Origin of the sequence: Halomonas sp. AOP30-A1-24, assembly GCF_052378165.1 — a bacterium.
Classification (GTDB): domain Bacteria; phylum Pseudomonadota; class Gammaproteobacteria; order Pseudomonadales; family Halomonadaceae; genus Vreelandella; species Vreelandella citrativorans.
Genome location: NZ_JBQSXL010000004.1, coordinates 140731 through 163146 on the forward strand (window position 1 = coordinate 140731; position 22416 = coordinate 163146).

The 22416-nt window shown below is 51.5% G+C and carries 19 protein-coding genes and 2 pseudogenes; 15 read left to right on the top strand and 6 right to left on the bottom strand.

Annotated features, from left to right (window positions below; genetic code table 11):
- Positions 1–61: 61 nt before the first annotated feature.
- Positions 62–1030: a substrate-binding domain-containing protein gene (locus ACT3TJ_RS03765; protein ID WP_444621759.1), complete on the top strand. Its 969-nt coding sequence runs from the start codon at positions 62–64 to the stop codon at positions 1028–1030.
- A 109-nt stretch (positions 1031–1139) separates the two neighbouring features.
- Here the strand turns inward: ACT3TJ_RS03765 and ACT3TJ_RS03770 are convergent, their stop codons facing one another.
- Positions 1140–1553 carry a PaaI family thioesterase gene (locus tag ACT3TJ_RS03770; protein WP_444621760.1) on the bottom strand — a complete coding sequence of 138 codons (414 nt, stop codon included), beginning with the start codon at positions 1551–1553 and terminating at the stop codon, positions 1140–1142.
- Positions 1554–1829: 276 nt separating this feature from the next.
- Between ACT3TJ_RS03770 and fucP the strand changes: the two genes are divergently transcribed.
- Positions 1830–3179 (top strand): L-fucose:H+ symporter permease, encoded by a 1350-nt coding sequence (gene fucP, locus ACT3TJ_RS03775; RefSeq protein WP_444621761.1) that lies wholly within the window; start codon positions 1830–1832, stop codon positions 3177–3179.
- Between the two features lie 16 nt (positions 3180–3195).
- Here fucP and ACT3TJ_RS03780 read toward each other — a convergent pair whose 3' ends face one another.
- Positions 3196–3909: a FadR/GntR family transcriptional regulator gene (locus ACT3TJ_RS03780; RefSeq protein ID WP_444621762.1), complete on the bottom strand. Its 714-nt coding sequence runs from the start codon at positions 3907–3909 to the stop codon at positions 3196–3198.
- A gap of 97 nt (positions 3910–4006) precedes the next feature.
- On the opposite strand from ACT3TJ_RS03780, the gene ACT3TJ_RS03785 reads away from it, so the two are divergent.
- Genes ACT3TJ_RS03785 through ACT3TJ_RS03810 form a run of 6 tightly spaced genes read left to right on the top strand, consistent with a single transcriptional unit; the run spans position 4007 to position 9138 of the window.
- Positions 4007–5329 (top strand): enolase C-terminal domain-like protein, encoded by a 1323-nt coding sequence (locus ACT3TJ_RS03785; protein WP_444621763.1) that lies wholly within the window; start codon positions 4007–4009, stop codon positions 5327–5329.
- Positions 5326–5760 carry an RbsD/FucU family protein gene (locus tag ACT3TJ_RS03790; protein WP_444621764.1) on the top strand — a complete coding sequence of 145 codons (435 nt, stop codon included), beginning with the start codon at positions 5326–5328 and terminating at the stop codon, positions 5758–5760. The genes ACT3TJ_RS03785 and ACT3TJ_RS03790 overlap by 4 nt, the downstream gene beginning before the upstream one ends.
- Positions 5757–6554, top strand: a complete 798-nt coding sequence (locus ACT3TJ_RS03795) for an amidohydrolase family protein (RefSeq protein ID WP_444621765.1) — start codon at positions 5757–5759, stop codon at positions 6552–6554. Before ACT3TJ_RS03790 ends, ACT3TJ_RS03795 begins: the two co-directional genes overlap by 4 nt.
- Entirely contained in the window at positions 6551–7540 is a 990-nt protein-coding gene (locus ACT3TJ_RS03800; RefSeq protein ID WP_444621766.1) for an aldo/keto reductase, read from the top strand. The genes ACT3TJ_RS03795 and ACT3TJ_RS03800 overlap by 4 nt, the downstream gene beginning before the upstream one ends.
- The gene (locus ACT3TJ_RS03805; RefSeq protein WP_444621767.1) at positions 7537–8388 is read left to right on the top strand and encodes a fumarylacetoacetate hydrolase family protein; all 852 of its coding nucleotides are present in this window, start codon (positions 7537–7539) and stop codon (positions 8386–8388) included. Before ACT3TJ_RS03800 ends, ACT3TJ_RS03805 begins: the two co-directional genes overlap by 4 nt.
- 3 nt (positions 8389–8391) lie before the next feature.
- A complete protein-coding gene (locus ACT3TJ_RS03810; RefSeq protein ID WP_444621768.1) occupies positions 8392–9138 on the top strand; it encodes an SDR family NAD(P)-dependent oxidoreductase in 747 nt (248 codons plus the stop codon).
- A 132-nt stretch (positions 9139–9270) separates the two neighbouring features.
- Here the strand turns inward: ACT3TJ_RS03810 and ACT3TJ_RS03815 are convergent, their stop codons facing one another.
- Entirely contained in the window at positions 9271–11445 is a 2175-nt protein-coding gene (locus ACT3TJ_RS03815) for a malate synthase G (protein ID WP_444621769.1), read from the bottom strand.
- Between the two features lie 182 nt (positions 11446–11627).
- Between ACT3TJ_RS03815 and ACT3TJ_RS03820 the strand changes: the two genes are divergently transcribed.
- The 3 genes from ACT3TJ_RS03820 to ACT3TJ_RS03830 all read left to right on the top strand — a co-directional run bounded on the left by ACT3TJ_RS03820 (position 11628) and on the right by ACT3TJ_RS03830 (position 14146).
- Positions 11628–12626, top strand: coding sequence for an alpha/beta hydrolase (locus tag ACT3TJ_RS03820; protein ID WP_193057261.1), 999 nt, complete (start codon positions 11628–11630; stop codon positions 12624–12626).
- Between the two features lie 23 nt (positions 12627–12649).
- Positions 12650–13228 carry an NADPH-dependent FMN reductase gene (locus ACT3TJ_RS03825; protein WP_192526903.1) on the top strand — a complete coding sequence of 193 codons (579 nt, stop codon included), beginning with the start codon at positions 12650–12652 and terminating at the stop codon, positions 13226–13228.
- 87 nt (positions 13229–13315) lie between these two features.
- Positions 13316–14146: a sulfurtransferase gene (locus ACT3TJ_RS03830; RefSeq protein ID WP_192526904.1), complete on the top strand. Its 831-nt coding sequence runs from the start codon at positions 13316–13318 to the stop codon at positions 14144–14146.
- Positions 14147–14170: 24 nt separating this feature from the next.
- Here the strand turns inward: ACT3TJ_RS03830 and ACT3TJ_RS03835 are convergent.
- Positions 14171–14527: pseudogene (locus ACT3TJ_RS03835) on the bottom strand (YifB family Mg chelatase-like AAA ATPase); the annotation flags it as partial.
- A gap of 46 nt (positions 14528–14573) precedes the next feature.
- On the bottom strand, positions 14574–15869 hold the full coding sequence (locus tag ACT3TJ_RS03840) for a hydantoinase/carbamoylase family amidase (RefSeq protein WP_192526905.1): 1296 nt from the start codon (positions 15867–15869) through the stop codon (positions 14574–14576).
- 448 nt (positions 15870–16317) lie between these two features.
- Here ACT3TJ_RS03840 and ACT3TJ_RS03845 point away from each other — a divergent pair, with 448 nt between their 5' ends.
- The 4 genes from ACT3TJ_RS03845 to ACT3TJ_RS03860 all read left to right on the top strand — a co-directional run bounded on the left by ACT3TJ_RS03845 (position 16318) and on the right by ACT3TJ_RS03860 (position 21440).
- The gene (locus tag ACT3TJ_RS03845; RefSeq protein ID WP_192526906.1) at positions 16318–17298 is read left to right on the top strand and encodes a TAXI family TRAP transporter solute-binding subunit; all 981 of its coding nucleotides are present in this window, start codon (positions 16318–16320) and stop codon (positions 17296–17298) included.
- A 138-nt stretch (positions 17299–17436) separates the two neighbouring features.
- Positions 17437–19350 (top strand): TRAP transporter permease, encoded by a 1914-nt coding sequence (locus tag ACT3TJ_RS03850; RefSeq protein WP_193057260.1) that lies wholly within the window; start codon positions 17437–17439, stop codon positions 19348–19350.
- Positions 19351–20144: 794 nt separating this feature from the next.
- On the top strand, positions 20145–21023 hold the full coding sequence (locus ACT3TJ_RS03855) for a helix-turn-helix domain-containing protein (RefSeq protein ID WP_192526908.1): 879 nt from the start codon (positions 20145–20147) through the stop codon (positions 21021–21023).
- 81 nt (positions 21024–21104) lie between these two features.
- The gene (locus ACT3TJ_RS03860; RefSeq protein ID WP_192526909.1) at positions 21105–21440 is read left to right on the top strand and encodes a hypothetical protein; all 336 of its coding nucleotides are present in this window, start codon (positions 21105–21107) and stop codon (positions 21438–21440) included.
- Between the two features lie 288 nt (positions 21441–21728).
- Here the strand turns inward: ACT3TJ_RS03860 and ACT3TJ_RS03865 are convergent.
- Positions 21729–22400: pseudogene (locus ACT3TJ_RS03865) on the bottom strand (ATP-binding protein); the annotation flags it as partial.
- Positions 22401–22416 lie beyond the last annotated feature (16 nt).

Below are 22416 nucleotides of genomic sequence, written 5' to 3' on the forward strand. Positions count from 1 at the left end.
ATCACACTGGGCGGGGTTGGCTCGCCCATCCACGATGTACGTTAGAAAGGGAGCAATAACAATGACACTATCACGCCTTTTCAAGACTGCCGCGCTGGCAACGGCCATAGCGGGTACGTCCAGCCTGGCGCTGGCCGACGACTACCATATTGGCGTCACCGTGCCGTCCGCTGACCATGGCTGGACCGCAGGCCTTTTATGGTGGGCACAGCAAGCCGCCGATGAGCTAAGCGAGGAGTATCCGGATGTCAGTTTTACGGTACTCTCCGCTAACTCCGGCACGGCCCAGGTCTCTAACGTGGAAGATCTGATGATCCGCAACCTGGATGCACTGGTCATTCTTCCCCACGACCCGGCAACGCTTCAGGCAGTTATTTCCGAAGCCTACGATGAAGGCATCTATACCGTTGTGGTGGACCGCGAGCTTGAAACGCCTGCGCAAAACGTCTTTATTGCGGGCGATAACCCAGGCTTAGGCGAGCACGCCGCGCGTTATATCGCTGAAGAGTTGGGCGGCGAGGGCAATATTCTGGTGCTGGAAGGTCCGCCTATTCCCATCAACAGCCAGCGTGTCGATGCCTTTAATCGGGTGATGGAAAACTACCCCAACATCAATATCCTGGCCTCTCAAACGACCAACTGGAACCCACAGCAGGCGCTTAGCGTAACGGAAGACCTGCTGGGCAGTAACCCGGAAGTGGACGCCATTTGGGCGGGTGATGATGACGTATTGATCTCGGCCCTTCAGGCGGTGGATGAAAACAACCGCGACGATATCCAACTGATTGTGGGCGGTGGCGGCTCTCAGCGAGTGATTGAAATGATTCGTAACGAGCACCCGATGGTTAAAGGCACCGTTACCTATCCGCCGAACATGATTGCCTCTGCCATGGCGGTAGCGGTACACGGCGTTAAAGGCGAACATCTGGGCGATATGTACCACGGCGTGCCTTCACGGCTCATCCTTAACGCTGATCTAATCACTCTCGACAATGTAGAAGAGTACTACGAGCCAGAAGCCGCTTACTAAGCTACCTGGCTGCTAAACGCCCCGGGCCCTGGCTTCTTGATAGCCAGGGCCCGGGGCGTTTTTTTGCAAGCCATTCTCTACGATCGCTGCTTACCCTGTTTGTCGGCTGCTACGTAGCGGGCAAGGCATAGCTTGCGGTGACGTGCACAACTGGGCGGTGTTCATCGGCTGCGGAGAATATCTGTACTTCACCCACCGCTAAACGGCGGCCCAGCTTGATCAGTTTGGCGCGGGCGATAATGTCGTGTTCGCCTGAAGCGGCGCGCAGGAAGTGACAGTTTAAGTCACTGGTCACCGCCATGGGTTCAGGGCCGATTTGGGCCAGAATCGCCACATACAGCGCCACATCGGCAAAGCCCATCATCGTAGGGCCGCTTACTCGAGGGCCGGGGCGTAGGTGTTCATACCCTACCGTTAAGCGCATCGTGGCACACATCTCGCCTACGCTTTCAACTCTGCCCATTCGCTGGGGAAACACCTCATCCAGAAAGTGCTCGATCTGTTCGACAGTCATGATGGTCATTGTTGTTGTCCTGTTTGGTTATTTTTACACAATTTTGCTGCTACAAAGTCAGCCTTTCAAAGAGAAAGCAATAGTCAAGTGGCTAACATTGGACACAACTGGATCAGGTATACGTATAGCAACTCTAGTATTCAAGAAAACCAATTCTCGCTAGAAACCTTAGACGAATGGCTAGCAAGCCGAAGCTTGCCATATACAGCCAAGTTGGCTAGTTTACTTTCAGCGAAATTCATCAGATGAATTCACTTTGGATAATAATATAACAAGGAGTTGCTTGTGCAATCACAGCTTGCTGAACTATCGTCTAAAGAGAATTCAGAATTAAAAAAAGAACCATTCCTCCACAAAGGCATGCGCCTGCCATTCTTGTTAATAGTTGCCTGTTTTGCGGCGTGGGGGTTGGCTGGAAACTTGACCGACCCGCTGGTATCGGTTTTCGGTTCAGTTTTCTCAATGAGCGCGTTTCAGTCTTCGTTGGTTCAATTTTCTTATTACGGGGCATATTTCGCGTTAGCCATTCCAGCCGCCTGGATTAACTCGCAGCTTGGTTATAAGGGGGGTGTGCTGATCGGTCTGCTTTTGGCCGCCACAGGCGGTTTTCTTTTCTTTCCTGCCTCGATTGTAATGACCTACTCAATGTTTCTTGTCGCTTTGTTCACGCTGGCGGCGGGGCTCTCTATTTTGGAGACATCGGCAAATCCTTATGTCATGGCTATGGGGCCACGGCACAATGCGACGCGCCGGCTTAACTTTGCACAGGCCTTCAATCCTATTGGTTCTAACCTTGGCGTGTTGTTGGCTGCGATCTTTATTTTGCCCCATGTTAATCCCGCCACAGCGGTAGATCGTGCGGCACTTTCGCAACAAGAACTTGAAAGCATTCAGTCAGCCGAACTGCAAGCTGTGATGGGCCCCTATATAACGTTGGCGTTGCTCTACATTGTTATTGCTATCGCCATCGCTATGGTGCGCGTTCCGGCGCATACGGCTTTGATGTCAGACCGCAAAGCAGACGCTGTGAAGCTGCCTGGTAGCCGCCTGGGGCGGTTGTTGAAAAATCGCCGCTACTCATTTGGTGTTGTCGCCCAGTTCTTTAATGTTGCTGCTCAGACATGTGCCTGGACGTTTACGCTCCACTACATTACTGAAAACCTGGGCGTTAGCAATGCCGTCGCAGGGTACTGGCTTCAGGCATCTCTGTTGGTCTTTTTGTTCTCCCGCTTCCTTATGGTGGGCTTAATGGGGCGCTTTGATCCACGTAAGTTAATGACGCTTATGTGTGTGCTGGGCGTAGGGCTATCCCTGTTTGCTGTAATAACTGGCGGCATCGCTGGGTCAGTAGCCATCGTTATGCTGAGTGCCTGTATTTCACTTCTATTTCCCACTATCTATGGCATCGCGCTCACTGGGCTTGGTCAGGACACCAAGTATGGTGCTGCGGGGCTGGTTATGGCGATTGTTGGAGGCGCACTTATTCCTCCGTTACAGGGATGGGTAATCGATATGACATCGGCTCGAATCAGTTACCTGGTAGTGATGGGGTGTTTCATGGTGATCGTTGGATACGGCATGTATGTGTTGCGTAATCCTGCGCCGGAGTCAGCCAGTGCTGAAGATCTAGCCTAGTGCTTATCGCTGGGGATCAGTCTTCCAGATTAACGGCAACCTGAGCCAGATGAGTGTGCATGGCAGCATGCGCCGAAATGGGGTCGCCAGCGGCAATCGCATTCAGTACTGCCAGATGTTCATGGTGTGTAGTGTCCAGGCGGCCCCCGCGGTAAATGGACTGCCATATCCTCATTCTTAGCGTTGGGCGAGACAGTGCTTCTAAAAGAGCGATAAGGATGGGGTTTCGGGAGATCCTTGCCACCGTGAGATGAAACTCCAGGTCTACCGCCATGGCCGCTTCGTGATCTTTAGCTCGAATGGCAGGTTCCGCCGTTTTGAGCAGGTGTTTGAGTTGCTCAATATCTTCCGGTGTTCTTCGCGAAGCCGCGGTAGCAGCAGACTCAACTTCAAGTGCTTGGCGCACAGCGTGCAGGTCAAGTGAGGATTTGTCGCCCTGAATGCTGGCCCAAAAAACCAGCGGTTTAAGAAGTAAATGAGGATCAAGCGTTGTAACGGTAGTGCCGGAGCCTTGCCTTGTTTCCAGGATGCCCATGGCAACCAGTGCGCGTACACCTTCTCGAAGAGAGCTGCGAGATACATTGAAACGCTCGGCAAGTAGGGGCTCTACAGGGAGTCTGTCACCAGGCTTGATCTCTCTCGAAGTGATCATGTCCTGGATGCCTTGAACAACCACTTCGTTTTGTGATGGGCGGCGTACAGCGTTGTCTGCGAGGTTGTCTTCACTCATGCGCTTTCCTGGGTTATTGCGGTGAATTAAGAAAGTTTGAAGCTAGCGTAAGAATTAAGCCAGAGTTAAATACATCATATGAATTCGGGGTTCAAAGATGACTGCTATTACTGCCATTGACCTTATCGATCTGCGATTTCCTACGTCAGACAGTAGCGATGGATCTGATGCTGTTAATAAGGATGCAGATTACTCCGCCGCTTATCTCCGGCTTATAACGGATGATGATGCGCTCTATGGATGCGGGTTTACTTTTACCATAGGGCGTGGAAATGATATCTGCCTTCAAGCGGTTAACGCATTAGCCTCTCGCTTCGTCGGACGTGATGTGGCTGAGTTATGCGATAAGCCTGGGCAAGCCTACCGTGAACTTGCAGAGGACTCTCAGCTTCGTTGGCTCGGGCCAGATAAAGGGGTCGTTCACTTGGCTCGTGCCGCTGTGATGAATGCGGTATGGGATCTTGCAGCACGCCGAGCAGGGCTGCCACTCTGGCAATATATCTGTGAAATGGAACCGGCTGATCTCGTCGATCAACTCGACTTGAGCTACCTCTCTGATGTGCTGACGGCCGATGAAGCCATCGCTATGCTGGAAGAGCAGCGCCAATATCGTGAAGAACGAATTTCTGATCTCAAGGATCATGGGTTTCAGTGCTATACAACATCCGCCGGGTGGCTGGGATATTCGGATGAAAAGCTTGAAAGGCTCTGCCGCGAAGCGATTGAGGAGGGCTATCAGCATATCAAGCTTAAGGTCGGTGCAAACCCTGAAGACGATGAGCGTCGGCTTGGTATCGCTCGTTCGGTAATTGGTTCGGACAGATCGCTAATGATCGATGCCAACCAGATTTGGGATGTGCCAGAAGCGATCCAGAGAGTGCGAGAGCTAGCCCATCACAATCTGCTATGGATTGAAGAGCCCACTAGCCCTGATGATGTTTTAGGCCACCGCGCTATTGCCGATGGTGTTCGCGACGAGGGCATTGGCATCGCGACCGGTGAGCATGGTATGAACCGTGTACTGTTCAAACAGTTACTGCAAGCCAACGCTGTAGATTTTGTTCAGATCGATTCCTGTCGACTCGCCAGTATCAACGAAATTATTCCTGTCTTACTCATGGCTAAAAAATTCGCGAAACCCGTGTGCCCTCATGCTGGTGGTGTCGGGCTTTGTGAGCTTGTTAGCCACTTGGTGATGATTGATTACGTCGCGGTCTCAGGCCCGATGGAGGGACGTGTTGCCGAATACGTGGATCACCTTCACGAACATTTCGTTGACCCTTGCAGAGTTAAAGACGGGGCTTACTTGCTGCCAGCAGCTCCTGGCTACTCTGCGGAAATAAAAGCGGAGTCGCTGGCGAGTTGGGCTTGGCCGAATGGTGCTGAGTGGAAGAAGCGCCGAGACGGAGCCGCCGTATGATTAAAGGACGCGTTCTGCATCCGGCGTTGCTTTCTGGTCTAGCCGAGGCAGGCCATGGATCGCAGATTCTCATTGCTGATGCGCTTTACCCGCATTCAACGGGTGCGCCGTCTACTGCCCCAAGAGTCCACTTGAACCTCTGTGCAGGAATGATTCCGGCTGCCGACGTTTTAAAGGCGGTGGCAGAGACGATTTATGTGGAGTCTGCGATTTATATGCAAACGGCCGAAGGCGGTGCCTCTGAAGCTGTTAAGGAATTTCAGCAGTTGCTGGCTTCGCATGTTCATCGTGGCGGAGAAGACATCATATGGTCGAGTTTGGCGCGGATGGAATTTTATGCGGCTTGTCGTGAGCCCGACGTATGTCTTCTCGTCGCTACCGGTGAAACACGCCCGTATTCGAATCTCTTGCTGACGGTCGGCGTGCCATGATTATCGATACACACCTTCACATCTGGGATACGTCAACTGTCCATGTTTCGTGGCTTGCTCAAGCAGGATTGCCATCCAAATCAGCCATTCCTGAGCGGGTTGAAAAACGCCAATACATTCTCGTTGAAGCCGATGCCGATGACCCAGTCAAGGAAGCTGATTGGCTCGCTGATATAGCAGAGAAGGACTCGCGGGTTTACGGCATCGTGGCCGGTGTGGCGCTCGAGGCACATGACGCTGCTGAAAGACTGGAAAGAGTTACAACGCTACCCAAGTTGGTTGGTGTGCGTAGGCTTCTACAGGATCGTAACCTCTTCAACTCGCCTTATCTCTTACAGGGAATGAAAAGACTTGCAGACAACGGCATTCCGTTTGATGCCTGCGTTAGAGCCGGGGAATTACCTGCACTCACCCAACTGCTTTCGCAAGTGCCTGAGCTTACTGTGGTGCTGGACCATATGGGAAAGCCTGAGGTTGGTAATAAACAGGCCATGCTCAATTGGCACCGAGACTTGGCATGTCTTGCGGAGCTACCCAACGTACATTGCAAGCTCTCCGGATTACCTGCGGAATGCCAAGGGTCTATAGCGCTGGAAGATGTTACGGCTGGCGTAGTGGGGGCCGCCGTTGAGCTTTTCGGCCCTCAGCGTTGCCTACTCGGCAGTGACTATCCCGTTAGCCTGGATACCTACGATTGGTGTTTGCGCGTATTAGAACTCTTGCCCGCTGACCACCGTGCGGCAATTGCCCACGAGAACGCCCTTCGTATCTACTCAAGGAGACCAAGTCAATGACCACATCTTCTCGTTTACCTAATAAGCTCAACACCGCTTTTAGTGAGTTGGGGTTCGGTACGGCGCAATTTGGAAACATGGGCAAAAAGGTGGCAGAGCAGGCGTGCATCGATGCCGTGGAGGCCGCATGGGAGGGCGGGCTAAGGTTCTTCGACACCGCCCCACATTATGGTTTAGGGCTTTCCGAAGAGCGGATTGGTAGAGCGCTTAGTGGGCAGTCGCGCAAGGATTACGTTATTTCCACTAAGGTGGGAAGACTGCTAAGAGAGAACCCAATGCCGCAGGGTTCTGATCATCAAAATGGTTTTCTTGTCCCCGATAATCTAACGCGCCTTCGTGACTACACAGCCGATGGGGTACAGCGCAGCCTTGAAGAGTCGTTGGGGCGGCTGAAACTCGATGCTGTCGACATTCTCTGGATTCATGATCCTGAAGAGCCGACTGACCGTTTCGACGAAGCGATCAGCGGTGCGGTACCCATGCTGAACCGACTTCGCAGCGAAGGGGTTATTTCAGCGTGGGGTATTGGTTCTAAAGACGCCACTATGCTGCGCCGTTTCGTGGATCATTCCGACCCCGATTTAATCATGCTTGCTGGTAGGTATACCTTGCTTGAGCAGGAGCAAGTGGGGTTGATGTCAGCCTGTCAGGCGAAAGGAGTGGGCGTTATTGCCGTTGGAATTTTCAACTCTGGGTTACTTGCGCGCGAAGAGCCGTCCGAGGACGCGTGGTACGAGTACGGCCCCGCGCCAAAGTGGGCGCTGGATCGGACGCGGCAGATTGCTGCGGTGGCGCGCGATCATGGAGTGAGCCTTCCGGAGGCCGCGCTGCACTTTCCCAAGCGGCATCCTGCTGTCGTGAATGTTATGGCCGGTATGCGTTCGGTTGCGCAAGTTGAGAAGAATCTTGCGCTAGCGTCATCCGAAATACCCGAAGCATTCTGGAATGATCTGTGGGCCCAGGGTCTGCTAAAGGAGGAAGTATGAAGCTGTTACGCCGTGGTGAACTTGGATATGAAATGCCGCTTGTTGAGATTGATGGAGTGTTGTACGACGCTTCGCCGGTAGGTGATTTTGGCCCCAAATTCTGGGCCTCTGGTGGGGTGCGGAAACTTAGTGAATTGGTTGAAAAAGGTCATCTTACCGCTGTTAATATCGACGATAATATTCGCTATGGCTCCCCCGTGGCTACCACTTCAGCGGTGATCTGTATCGGTCAGAATTACGCCGCCCATGCCGCTGAGTCCGGTGCGGAGCCGCCGAAGAGCCCTATCGTTTTTCTCAAAACACCCAATACCATTGCGGGCCCAAATGACACCGTTACCATTGCTCGTGGCTCCCTGAAGACTGACTGGGAGGTTGAGCTGGGTATCATTATCGGTAGCACGGCCGCCTACTGTGATTCTTTGGAAGATGCGGCGCAGCATATCGGCGGCTATGTATTAGCTAACGACCTCTCCGAGCGATCGTTCCAGCTAGAAATTTCAGGAGGTCAGTGGAGTAAGGGTAAATGCAGCCCCGGCTATATGCCATTAGGACCTTGGACCGTAACGGCAGATGAATTTAATCCAGCGGATGTGAGATTGCGCTCTTGGGTTAATGGAGAGTCTCGGCAAGATTCCCGTACAGCCGACATGATATTCAGCTGTGCCGAGATCGTGCGCGATCTTTCCCAGTACATGCAACTTGAGCCAGGCGATGTGATCTCGACAGGAACGCCTCAGGGAGTCGCTGTATCTGGACGCTTTGCGTATCTGAAATCAGGCGATGTAGTTGAAGTCGAGATTGAAGGATTGGGTCGTCAACGCCAAACCTATCGAGCTTGGGAGGAGTGAGTTATGTCTGCACGCTTTGAAGGTTTGGTGGCCCTTGTGACCGGTGGCGCCTCAGGGATTGGCGCAGCGATCGCCGATCTTTTGGCTAAAGAAGGAGCCAGTGTTGCCGTTCTTGATATTGTCGATTCAGGAAATCAGCACTATTGGCAAGAGTGTAACGTTGCAGATAGTACCTCAGTGAACCGTGCCGTTCAGGCGACTGTTGATAAGTTTGGGCGCTTGGATATTGTAGTCAATAACGCTGGCATTGGGGCCCAAGGGAGTGTCGCTGATAACTCAGACAAAGAGTGGACTCAATCATGGGAAATCAATGTTGCTGGGATGGCACGTGTGTCCCGAGCGGCACTGCCTCATCTAAGAAAGTCAGCGTCTGCATCGATTACGAATATGGCCTCTATCGCCTCTAATGCGGGTTTGCCGCAAAGAGCGTTATATTCCGCCACCAAAGGGGCTGTACTCGCATTGACCCGAGCGATGGCTGCTGATCATGTGCGTGAGGGCATTCGGGTGAATTGTGTGGCCCCAGGAACTGCTGATACTCCATGGGTTGGGCGGCTCCTGCAACAGACTGATGATCCAGCGGCGGAACGTACAGCGCTAGAGGCACGCCAGCCTCATGGCCGACTTGTTAGCGCAGAGGAAGTAGCCCAAGCGGTAGCCTATTTGGCAGACCCTGCCAATCGCTCCTCAGTGGGCGTGTGTCTCCCCGTTGATGGTGGGATGGAGTCACTGAGGTTGAGGCCGCAGTAAACGATAACGGGCCCTGCCTTTTCGCAAAGGCAGGGAGCTATTTACCGTAGTCGATTTCTACTAAAAGCCCCTCAAGGTGCAGTCATTTCGCACCTCGAGGGGCTGTTTAATAAGCGCTATCAAGATAGGCGTTTACTTCGCTTTATGCACCTGGCGCCACTCGTGAAGCAGCGGCTCGGTGTAGCCCGACGGTTGTACGCGGCCTTTGAAGATCAGGTCAGAGGCGGCTTTGAACGCGGTGGAGTCCTCAAAGTGACTGCTCATGGCGGTGTAAGTGGGGTCGCCTGCGTTTTGCTCATCGACCACTTTCGCCATGCGTTTGAGGGTTTCCTCTACGCGCGGCGCATCGACAATGCCGTGATGCAGCCAGTTGGCAATATGCTGGCTGGAAATACGCAGCGTGGCGCGGTCTTCCATCAGGCCTACATCGTGAATATCCGGCACTTTGGAGCAGCCCACGCCGTGCTCTACCCAGCGCACCACGTAACCCAGAATGCCTTGGCAGTTGTTATCCAACTCCTGCTGAATCTCGTCATCTGACCAGTTAGGGTTTTCCGCCACCGGGACGCTGAGTAAGTCGTCGAGGAAGTCGGGCTCGCCCAGCGCTTCAAGCTCGCGTTGAACGTCGGTGACATTCACCTGATGATAGTGCAGCGCGTGCAGGGTAGCGGCCGTGGGCGAAGGTACCCAAGCGGTGTTGGCACCGGCTTTCGGATGGCCGATTTTCTGTTCGAGCATGTTGTGCATTAAATCGGGCATGGCCCACATGCCTTTACCGATTTGGGCGCAACCGCGTAGACCGCAAGCAAGACCCACCTGTACGTTGTTCTTCTCGTAGGCGGTAATCCACGCGGCGGATTTCATGTCGCCCTTGCGGACCATGGGGCCTGCTTCCATGGCGGTGTGCATCTCATCGCCGGTGCGGTCCAGGAAGCCGGTGTTGATGAACGCCACGCGTGAAGAGGCCTCGGCAATACACGCCTTGAGGTTAACCGTGGTGCGGCGCTCTTCGTCCATGATGCCCATCTTTAGGGTGTCGCGGCTCATGCCAAGGATATCTTCTACGCGGCCAAACAGCTCGTTGGCAAATGCAGCCTCGGCAGGGCCGTGCATCTTCGGTTTGACGATATACACCGAGCCGGTGCGCGAGTTGCGTGGCTGGTCGGCATCTTTTTTAAGATCGTGCAGGGCCAGCAGCGAGGTAACCACGGCGTCGAGAATACCTTCCGGCAACTCGTTGCCCTCCTCATCCAGAATCGCTGGCGTGGTCATCAAGTGGCCCACGTTACGCACGAACATCAGCGAACGGCCGGGTAGAGTCACCTTGCCGCCTTCGGTGGTGTTCCAGATGCGGTCAGCGTGCAGCTTACGGGTGAAGGTTTTACCGCCCTTGTCGATGCTCTCTTCCAGATCGCCCTTCATCAGGCCGAGCCAGTTGCTATAAACGCCTACCTTGTCTTCGGCATCCACGGCAGCCACGGAGTCTTCGCAATCCATAATGGTGGTGAGCGCGGCTTCAACGACCACGTCTTTTACGCCCGCCGGGTCGGTTTTGCCAATGGCGTGACTGGCATCGATCTGGATTTCCAGGTGCAGGCCATTATTGGCTAGCAGAATCGTCTCAGGAGCGGACGTTTCACCGGTAAAGCCAATCAGCTTGCCGGAATCTTTTAGGCCTGTTTCCCGGCCGCCTTCCAGCGTAACGACCAAATGACCGTCACGAATCGCGTATTTAACTGCGTCGCGGTGGGAACCGGTGGCCAAGGGCGCCGCACGGTCCAGAACGCCTCGCGCATAGGCAATGACTTTAGCGCCGCGCTTGGGGTTAAAGCGTGTGCCTTTCTCCGCGCCGTCTTCCTCGGAAATAGCGTCGGTGCCGTAGAGCGCGTCATAAAGACTGCCCCAGCGCGCATTCGCCGCATTCAGGGCATAGCGGGCGTTACTTACCGGCACCACCAACTGTGGACCTGCCTGTATGGCAACTTCGCGGTCGACATTGGCGGTGGTCGCTTTTACGTTGGAAGGCAGGTCGGCCAGGTAGCCGATCTCTTTCAAAAACGCCCGGTAGGCTGGCATGTCGCTAACGGGGCCGGGGTTCTCACGATGCCATGCATCAATTTTTTCTTGCAGCGCATCACGCTCTGCTAGCAATTGTTTATTTTTTGGGGTCAGATCATGGAACAGGGCATCGACACCGGCCCAGAAGGCGCTTTCATCAACGCCCGTGCCAGGTAGTGCCTGCTCGTTAATAAAGCGGTCCAGCTCGGTGGCCACCTGCAAACGGTGGCGCGTGATACGCTCGCTCATGGGGTTTCTCCTGTGAAGGTGCCCGTGGGTGGTGAATGGCCACGGCCAGAGTAAAATAAGCGCAAAATACATTTATGGAAAATACTTCCACAACTGTGCAGGCATGTAAACAGCGTAGACGTTAAAGCGGCACAATGCTCGACCAAATGATAAGAAAACAGGGCGCTCATAGAGAGGTTTGGATGCAGGATTTCCAACAGATGGAAAGTTTGTTTCGGCAAACGGCAGGCGAATCAGTCTTTTCCCGATTAGTGCCGGGTGAAGCGCTGTGGGACGTCGTGAAGGGCTATTTTCTGCATTATGGTCTGGAAGCACTCTTTGAAAGCACCGATGAGGTACATGCAGGTTTTATCGATACTGGCCGCTTTGCCTTGTGGTGCCAGGTGTGGAGCCCACCCAATCCATCAGGAACAGCCTTTGTGGTGCACGGCTACTTTGACCATTTAGGCCTTTATCGTCACCTGTTAACGCACCTGTTGGCCAAGGGCTGGCGGGTAGTGCTATGGGACCTGCCGGGTCATGGGCTTTCGAGTGGCCCGCGCGCAGAGATTGAAGATTTTGACGACTATCAGCACTGCCTCACCTACATGCAAAACACCCTGATCACGCTAGGCATAGCTCCCAGGCCGTGGTTGGGTGTTGGGCAGAGTACCGGGGGGGCGATTCTTGCAACCGACGCACTCACCCGGCGCGAAGAGGCCGGTTGGGATGGCCTGGTGCTGCTCGCGCCGTTGGTACGCCCTTGGCGGTGGACTCAGGCGAGTTGGATGCACCTTATCGCTAGCCCGTTCTTGAAGGATATTCCGCGTAAATTTCGGCCCAACTCAACCGACGAAGCGTTTACCGAATTTCTGCGTGATCACGACCCACTGCAGCCCGAGCGCTTAAGTGTGGCGTGGGTAAGTGCCATGCGGCGCTGGATGCCACGCCTGCTCGCGCTTGAGCCTGTCGACGTGCCAACATTGATTTTGCAGGGTGAGCAGGATTTAACGGTTGATTGGCAGTGGAACCTGACCGTTTTAGCACAAAAATTTACCGCCGCCGAGATTCACTACCATCCGGAAGCACGCCACCATTTAGTTAACGAAGCAGCGCCGATCCGCGAGGCCTTGTTTAGCGCTATCAACATATTTATTGACCAGATGCCTGACGGGCCGCACGCGCCTGCCGACCCTCAATAGCCTGTCATTAAGGAGCCCATCGAATGAGCGTAGTACCCAAGGTATTAGTATTTGCTGGAAGCAGTCGTCAGGATTCACTTAACAAACAGCTGGCGCGGCTGGCGGCCAAGCGTATTGAGGCGCTGGGCGGCGTCGCCACGTTTGTGGATTTGAAAGACTACCCGTGCCCCCTGTTTGATGAGGACATTGAAACCCAAGGCGTTCCGGAGAACGTGCTTAAACTGCGCGAGTTGCTGGCTGATCACCAGGCACTGATTATCGCCTCGCCGGAATACAACGGCTTTATCACCCCACTTTTGAAGAACACGCTGGACTGGCTATCACGCCCTTATGAAGACACGCCGGGCCTGGCACTTTACTCAGGCAAATGGGCCGCGCTGGTCTCGGCCTCGCCTGGTGGGTTAGGTGGCATTCGCGCGATGCCGCTGGCCCAACAGCTGCTCGCCAATCTGGGCTTGATCGTACTGCCCCAACCCATGTCGCTCTCCAAAGCGCACACGGCTTTTGATGAAACGGGTACGTTTATTGAAGAAGCTAATAGCAAAAAACTGGATGCGCTCTGCCAGCGGCTGGTGGATATTCTGGCGCGTGTGAAGGATTAGGTTTTTTTAGCTACGTTATTTTAAATAAGCCTTTTCAACCAGGCACCCTTCAATAGCCTACCCAACTGTCTCAAGGGAGTTTTACGCATGTCAGATATTCTGATGAGTGCCAATGACCTGTTGGACCGCCTGGCGAGTGATGTTCCACCCACGGTGCTGGATGCGTCGCTGCCCAATAGCCCCGTTGCGGCTCATGTGCCGGAAGATGATCGAAAAATACCCGGTTCACTTGAGTTTGATATCGAGAAGGTCTTTTCCGACCGGGAGGCGGTATTTCCGCATACGCTGCCCTCGAAAGAGGCACTGGAAGCGGCGTGCCAAGGCCTCGGCTTGACCCCTGATGATGAGATAGTGATTTATGATAATCGGGGTGTTTACTCCTCCCCGCGTGCCTATTGGTTGCTCACTCAAGCGGGCTTCAAGCATGTAAAGCTGCTGGATGGTGGCTTGCCTCACTGGCTCTCGCTGTCGCTGCCGGTGCAGCACGGTTATTCCGTGCCAGCGCCGCTGTCCTCCCGTCCTGTGCTAAAGGCCAACGAAAGCGTGGTCAGTGTGGACGAGGTCTACGACAATATTCCGCAGCAGCGCTTTAAGCTGGTGGATGCCCGAAGTGCCGAGCGCTTTTCAGGGGCCGGCCCCGAGCCCCGTCCGGAATTTCCCAGTGGGCATATCCCGTCCTCTTTTAATCTGCCGTTTACCGAGCTCTTGGATAACGGATACTTCAAGAGCCGGGAAGAGATTTCAGAGCTCATGCGCAGCAAAGAGCTTTACCCTTCGGACCACCTGACCTTCAGCTGTGGCTCCGGCATCACCGCCTGCATTGTGTGGGTAGCCGCGGAGTTGGCCGGGTACGAGCACCTTTCGCTGTTCGATGGTTCATGGACGGCGTGGGTGATGAGCGGCCGCCACGAGGGTTGATGGCAGGCCTTTTTTCATACGCTTTCAACTTTTTCTTAACAGCCTGTCCAACTGTCGATAGCCAATGGCTTCAATTAAATGCGGCTGGGCAGGTTTGGGTTTGCCTTCCAGATCCGCCAGCGTCAGCGCCACGCGCAGCACGCGGTGGTAGACGCGGGCGGAGAGTTTGAGCTTTTCCAGAATGCTGGCAAGCCAGGCGCGTTCCTCGTCGTTCAAGTCGCAGGCGGCTTCCAGGGCTTTACCGCTTAACTGGCTATTGAGTGCGCCGCGTACCATTTGGCGCTCTCTTGCGGCCATCACTCGCTCGCGCACGGCTTCCGATGATTTACCCTGAGTTTGGGCGATGAGTTGTTCGGGCGTTAGAGCGGGGACTTCGACCCTGTATTAATATAGCCGAGAAGCAGCCCAGTGGAGAGCCAGGCAGTGCTTACCAATCAGTGATCGCTTTAAAGAGAATATCAGTGCCTTTGATAAGGTCGTCCACATCCATGGCTTCTCGTGGGTTGTGAGAACCATGGGCATTACGTACGAAGACCATGCCTGACGGAATACCGGCATTGGCAAATATGGCGGCGTCGTGTCCAGCACCAGAAGGCAGCTTATGTGGTTTGATGCCACAATCTTCGGCGGCGAGAGAGAGACGTTCGATGACGTTGTCATGCATGCGGGCTGGTGCGGTATCGGTTCTATCATCGAAGGTAAAAGTAACCCCATGTTGGTGCGCAACTTCCTCACATTCCGTACGGAAACGTTGGTAGAAAGTTTCCAGCGTATCAGTTGCCTGACTGCGTGCCTCAAAAGCGAACGTCAACATCCCCGGAATACGGCTGATAGCATGCTCTTTCGGATCGGTACCCACCATTCCAATGGTGACGACAAGATCCTTTTTCTCTTCGAGAAAGGCGCGCCAGTGTTCATCCAAGCGGTTCACTAGATCGCCGAAGGCAAACACCGCATCTTTTCGCAAAGTGCGTGGGATAGCGCCTGAATGTCCTGCTTCGCCTTGGCACACGATACGAGTGTGGCGCACATTGCCGCGTATACCGGAGACGATGGCCGCTGGCCATTGCTGCTCTATCATCACTGGTCCCTGCTCGATGTGTAACTCGAGATAGCTTTTGGCAATTTGCGGGTCGAATAAGGATTTTCCTAATTGAATAGGCGCAAGATTGATACCGACGCCTTCCATTGCGGTGGCCAAAGTGCTACCGGAGCCGCTCGACTTCGCAGACAGGTCATGCTCGTCGAGCATGCCGAAAAGCGCGCGTGAGCCTATATTGGCGCGCCCATAAAAAGCACTTTCTTCTCCTCGCAACATTAATAAGCGCACAGGGGTGGCCAATGGCGGTTGCACCTGCTGAAGGCGAATGAGACAAAGCAGCCCCGCGACGATTCCCGCCGCTCCATCATAGTTTCCGCCTTTGGGTACTGAGTCGGCATGGGAGCCTATATAGTGCCCCGCACGATGTCCATCATCCTCGGGCATTCGGACGACAATGTTGCTTGCACTATCGGATAAAACTTCCAACTGATGAGCAGTAGCCACGGCAGAAAAAATCTTTAATGCGGCATCTTCACCGCTAGAGTAGCACTCTCGAGTGATTCCTTCTTCGTCGGAAGTTTCGTTAGCCAGCTCATGGAAAATTGCTTCGGCCAATGCGTTTTCAGAGGAAAACCCCGTCCAGTCGACGTAGCTGAAATAGCGGGTGGAAGAGGAACTCATAATATAGTCTCCTTGTTGTTGAGCACGCTCATACCATCCATAACTGACTACGTGACCAACCATATCTGCGAATTTATCTTAAAAGATACTTATCTCATTTTTTAGATAATGAGATTGTCTGTTAAATTTGTCAATTCGTATTGATGCTCTTTAATATCAATGCAATTAAAAGCGAGCCCTTTACGTTAACAGAGAGATGCCTTATCCATAGGGGGGACTTCGATACTTTCCATGTCCTCAAAAGAGGATTAACTAATGAGCACTTTTTTAGTGCATTTATTATAAATTTAACTTTTTTTGCACCAAATTGGATCAATAATGATGTTGTCGAGTGGTCTTTATGGTTCCTTTTCTACATAAGTCTATATTAATAAACATTTTCTTTTTTTTTGGAATTTTCTTTGCTTTTGTATTTGAGAAACATTTTAAAATTTGAGGTTAATTAAAAATGAAAAAGATCCATTGGACTTACAGCGTTGCTGTTGTGTCAGGAGTCATACTTGGCGTGACCAGCCTTACCGCATCGGCAAAAGAGTTCATCTCTATCGGGGGAGGAGGAACTGGGGGCACTTTTAACACTCTTGCAAGTGGCGTTGCATCCCGTATGAATGACACCTTTGATGATGTGCGGTTCACGGTTGAAGGCTCGGCGGGCTCTACCGAAAACATTCGGCGTATTGGTTCGGGTGATCTGCAGATGGGTATTACGTTCACAGGCGATTCCTATCTTGCCGCGAACGGACTTGAGGATTTCGCTGAAACGGGGACAGTCGACAATGTGCGGTTTTTAGGATTTGTTTTCAGCGCCGTATCGCAACTTGTAACCACTGCTGATTCAGGAATCGAATCTATCGCCGACCTGGAAGGTCACCGCATTTCTGTTGGTAGCGCCGGGTCTGGTACGGCTCAAACCATGGATCGTATCCTGGAGTACTTCGATCTTGAGGATCGTGTCAGTACAAGTTATATCAATGGATCGCAATCTTCCGACCAGCTGCGCAATGGCCAACTTGATGCCTATCATGGGCAGTGGGGGGTTCCTGCGGGCGCAATCGTCGATACCACTTCGAGCCTTGATGCCAAGTTAATTAGCACGTACGACGAACTAAAAGACGCCGATTTTTTCGATGCCTACCCATTTTACAGCGAAGCGATTATTCCGGCTGGTAGTTATTCCGGTATTGACTATGACGTCAAATCGATCCGCGACATTGGTATTCTCGTGGCCAGTGAAGACGTAAGCGACGATCTTGCTTATCGTATATTGGAGAGTCTGTATAGCGAAGAAGGACTCGAACACATGCGTGCGGTGAGCAATACCACACGGGAAATGAGTCTCGAAAACGGAGTGAGTGGCGGCAACTTCATTCCGTTGCATCCAGGCGCAGAGCAGTTTTGGCGTGATCAAGGCATTGAACTTCCTCAATAACATTTTAAGTACGTTCTTATCATTAAGTCACTGAAAGAAAGGTGGTAGCTAAAAGCGACGCTTTTGTTACTACCTTTTCTCGCTCAGGATGCCTTGGTAAAGAGTGCGTAGGCTACTAACTCAGAGTAGGTCGAATACATGTTGCGGAAAAACGAAAAGATACGCAGCGAACGTGATGATGGCACAGTAAATATTGACGGGCTGCAGTCGCCATGGCGCATTATTATCAAGCTGCTTGCTGCGTTTATGAGTGCTTTCTACCTTTATAGCGCCGCTTTTGGTGCAGCCGACATGCAATACCATCTAGGCGTTTTTGTGGCTCTCACCTTCGCACTGGTCTTCATAACGTATCCCACACGAAGAGGTACATCTAAAAGCGCGCCAAGCCTTCTTGATATAGGGCTGGCGGGACTGGCTCTGGTCGTGTGTGGATATTTCATGCTCTATTACCCAGATATAACACGCCGGCTGGGAGCAGAGACACAGGCCGATTTGTTATGCGGACTTATTCTTTTAGTTCTCTCCATCGAGATGGCGCGGCGAGTGCATGGTTGGATGCTGCCCGGTATCGCGATAGCGTTTATCCTTTTCACGATATTTGGGCGCAGTATGCCTGATGTGATCTCGCATCGCGGCTTTTCGCTAGAGCGCATCGCGTTATTCAATTTCATTTCGGAAGATGGGCTTTTCGGAATGATCGCTCGAGTGTTCGTTAACTACGTAATCGTTTTTATTTTTTTTGGTGCCTTTCTCTCGGCATCCGGTACCGGCGCTTTTTTCATTGATATAGCGACGGCGTTAGCGGGTAAGCGCACTGGGGGCCCTGCCAAAGTCTCGATTGTTGCTTCAATGCTATTGGGTTCCATTTCTGGTAGTGCGATTGCCAATACCGTCACTACTGGTTCTTTGACAATTCCCTTGATGAAAAAAACGGGATATCCCAAAGAAACGGCGGGGGCTATTGAAGCATCGGCATCTATCGGGGGTATGTTTTTGCCGCCCGTTATGGGCGCGGGCGTCTTTATCATGGTAGAGCTAACTGGCATTCCTTATCAGACGCTCATTGCAGTCTCCATCGTGCCCGCGATCCTTTATTTTGCCAGTATCTGGTGGGCCGTTCATTTTGAGGCCAAGCGATTAGGTCTTCGTGGCCTGTCAGATGACGAGGTGCCAAAGGTCAGGTCAGTTCTACGCAAACGGGGCATTCTGAGTTTGCCTCTGCTCTTGGTAATTGCATTGCTTGTCTATGGGTTTACACCAGCATTTGCCGCTTTTTGGGGTGTGCTGGCAACAATCCCTTGCTCATGGGGGACAAAAGAAACGAGGATGGGAATCGGCGATATCTATGCTGCACTTTATCAAGGCGGGCTTAGTACGCTGGTTATCGGTTCTATCGTGGGCGTCATTTCCATTATTTTGGGAATGATTAGCTTGACCGGAATGGCCCAAGAGTTCACCTCGATATTCCTCTCGGTTTCAAGCGGTAATCTGCTTCTAGCGATCATTCTGATCGCTCTCGCGAGCCTAGTGATCGGTATGGGATTGCCGGTAACGGCCTCTTACATCGTAATAGCAGTGTTGGCGGTACCAGCCTTGAACGAGCTGGGCGTTGCATTGATTGCCGCTCACATGATTGTTTACTGGCTAAGTCAGGACTCAAATATTACGCCTCCAGTATGTATTGCCGCATATGCTGGAGCTGCAATTGCAAAAGCAGATCCATTTACGACCGGCGTAAGGGCAATGAAATTATCAAAAATGCTCTACATTATGCCCTTGCTGTTTGCCTTTTCACCCATGTTGATGAATGGAGAGCCATTCGATATTGCGGTTGTATGGCTGTCCGCCTTGATAGGAGTGTTTCTACAAGGTGCCGTAAGTGCGGGTTACTTTCGCACCAAAACGAATATCAGTCAGCGAATCCTATTGTTAATCGCAATGGTGTTGTGCTATTGGCCAAACGTTTGGGCAACGGTGTTGGGTATCATCATGTCCGGCGTGGTTTACCTGTGGCAACGGTCGCAATATTATCAATCGTCTTATTCAAGATAACGGTAGCTAATACCTTTAGCGGTCGTTAAAAATGGGGGCTTGTAAAGTAGCCCCCATTTCGTAAGCGAAGCGTAGAAGTTAGTATTACAGTGTAACCTTGAATATGACCTGTATTGAGGTGCCATATCCTTTGAGCGAAATATGATAGCGTTTACCGTCGTAGCCGTCTCGGCCAGCTTTATTAGAAGATGAGATCTCTTCTCTGGCAGAAAATACTATCGAGTTTTATGGCCCTTGATCAGCATTGCTTGGTTGGCTAGGTACGATATTACGACATCAGCTTAATATAGGTTATTACGAGATATTGATATTATTTTTTATGGTAACTGTTTTGATGTTTAGCTTCTTTATGAGCTTCACGTGCAAGCAGGTAGCATCAGGCTACGCTTATCGCATCGGCACAGCATCGATATTGTCGATTTCCTGGTCGTAAATCCGGCGATGGTGATGAAAAAACCATTGGTTGATCAGCTGCCTGGATATATCTTATTGATCGTGTATGCCAAAAGCCGACTCTTTATCATGGTACAAGGCTTCCAGTGCACACTATATTGCCACACGTGTTATCTTTCCTTGAGACAAAGTGCGCAAAAATCATATATTATGATAAGTGTCTCATTCTGATATAAAAGGCGGCCGTTGGGAGCCCGAAATGTGTGATTCTAAATATTTATTTGGTAAGCCTTATCACGCCTTCGTTATGCGAAAGTACATTGAGATTTTAATGTATGTTGCTCGATACATCGGGTTCAAGGCCATGCCCCCTATATCTTATAATAAGAAGGCTTTTGGGTATGTCTGAAAAATTTAATGATATTGGAGATAGGCTGCGTGCTTTTCGGCTGGGTAGTAATATACCGCCTGAAATTATAGCAGATAAAATCGGTGTTTCAAGGGCGGCGCTATATCGTTATGAAAAGGGCGCACTTCCTAAGCTTGAGACCTTGGAAAAAATATCCGAGGTTTTATCCGTTTCAATGACGACCCTTTTAGGCGTCGGTGTGGAATATCTATCGTCTTGTGTCAGCTTTATGGAACGCATGCGGCAAATAGAAGTCGAAACACGCCATATTTCAGCAATGTTTGGTCCCATTGCCTATTTATTGACAACGCCACAGTATGATGAAGTTTTAAACGATGTTCTGAAAGAAAGTCTACCTGATGATCTAAAAAAATGCTCAGAGACTTTAAAAGTCGTAGATAATATCATGAATGTCCTAAGGGAGAGAAAGAGAAACTATATGCTCAAGAAGCCTGGGTTTTTAAGCCTAATGTCTGCTTCTGAACTTCAGCGCTTCGTTGGGAATGGGTTTGTTGGAACATATAATCTTGATAATCAGTTGGTTAAAAAAAGAATCGTTATTGCTAAAAATGAGGTGGAGCATATTATCGGTTTAATCGAAGATCAGCCAATCGGTGTTCAAGTGGGATTGCTGAAAGACACAATGCCAAACTCCTCTTTTCAAATATTCAAACAACCAAAAAGAGACACTATTGCAACAAGTCCATTTACACTAGGGGATCTTCCTAATGTTAGATTAGGGGTTGCGATGATCACGTCGGCACCAGAGGCTGTCAAACTTCATACTGATATTACTAGCGATATTTGGGGGCGTTCGCTGAAAGGAACAAAAGCTATTGATTATATAAGGAAAAATATTTTAATTGATTAATTTCATTGGTTAAGGCGTATTTTTATAAATCGAGTTGTTCTTTATGGCAACTTAATAAGTAGAGTTTAAATGGAGGTTGATATGAAATTTATTGACGCTATCGAAAAGTTTGAAAATTTTCCGGCTTGCACAGATGCCTTCGTAAAGCTAAAGAAAGATATGAACGAGCTGATTATAAATGATCCGGATTATGCAGCTGTTTATCTTGTGATTCATGATTTTTCTAAAAAACATCACTTTTATTATGAGGATCAGGCCGTCTCGCCAGAGGTTTCCGATAGTGCTAAAAAGCAAATGATTGAGTATTTAACCCGGCTTAAAGAGCTTGTTTCAAACCGAAATAGAGAAGCGGCTTTTATCGCACTTAGTGCTATTTCTCATGACTATTTCACTCAAGGCCGTGTTCTAGAGCCTTAAATTTAAACGGTATGGGCGGATTCCGCATCCTTCCTGATTATCCAAGCGCATTATGGCGGATGAATGAATACTTTGCTTAATATTTGTACGATAGGCAAGGATACTCATAGCTTGGGTAGAGTGTTCTGACCAGGTCCCATGGGTAGTAGGCAATCTTTGATCTTGATTTCGCTTGAATGGATGTTGGGGAGCTGGGCCATGTTTCACCACTTCCTGCGCAAGCTAAACAGCGATCTAAAAAATCAAACGAGGTGCTGCTACAGACAAACCAGAGTTCAAACGCCCCTCTCAGGCCCCCTTCAACAGCCTATCCAGCTGTCGATAGCCAATGGCCTCAATCAAGTGCGCCTGAGTGGGTTTGGGCTCCCCCTGTAAATCAGCCAGCGTCAGCGCCACGCGCAGCACGCGGTGGTAGGCGCGGGCGGAGAGTTTGAGCTTTTCCAGCACGCTGGCAAGCCAAGCGCGCTCCTCATCGTTCAAGTCGCAGGCGGCTTCCAGGGCTTTACCGCTTAACTGGCTGTTGAGTGCGCCGCGCACCATTTGGCGCTCTCTTGCGGCCATCACCCGCTCGCGCACGGCTTCTGAAGATTCGCCCTGGGTCTGGGCGGTAAGTTGTTCGGGCGGAAGAGCGGGGACTTCGACCTGTAGATCAATACGGTCCAGCAGCGGGCCGGAAAGCCGCGCCTGGTAGCGCTGAATCTGGCTGGCGGTGCACTGGCAACGCTGGCGTGGGTCGCCTAAATGCCCACAGGGGCAAGGATTCATTGCGGCTACCAATTGAAATTGAGCAGGATACCGGCGTTCATGATTGGCGCGGGCCAAATGTATTTCGCCCGTTTCCAGTGGTTGCCTTAAAACTTCTAACACGTTGCGGGAAAACTCCGGCAGTTCGTCTAAAAAAAGCACACCATGATGGGCAAGCGAGATTTCCCCTGGTTTGGGTTTTGAGCCGCTGTGAATTCCACTAAAAACAGCT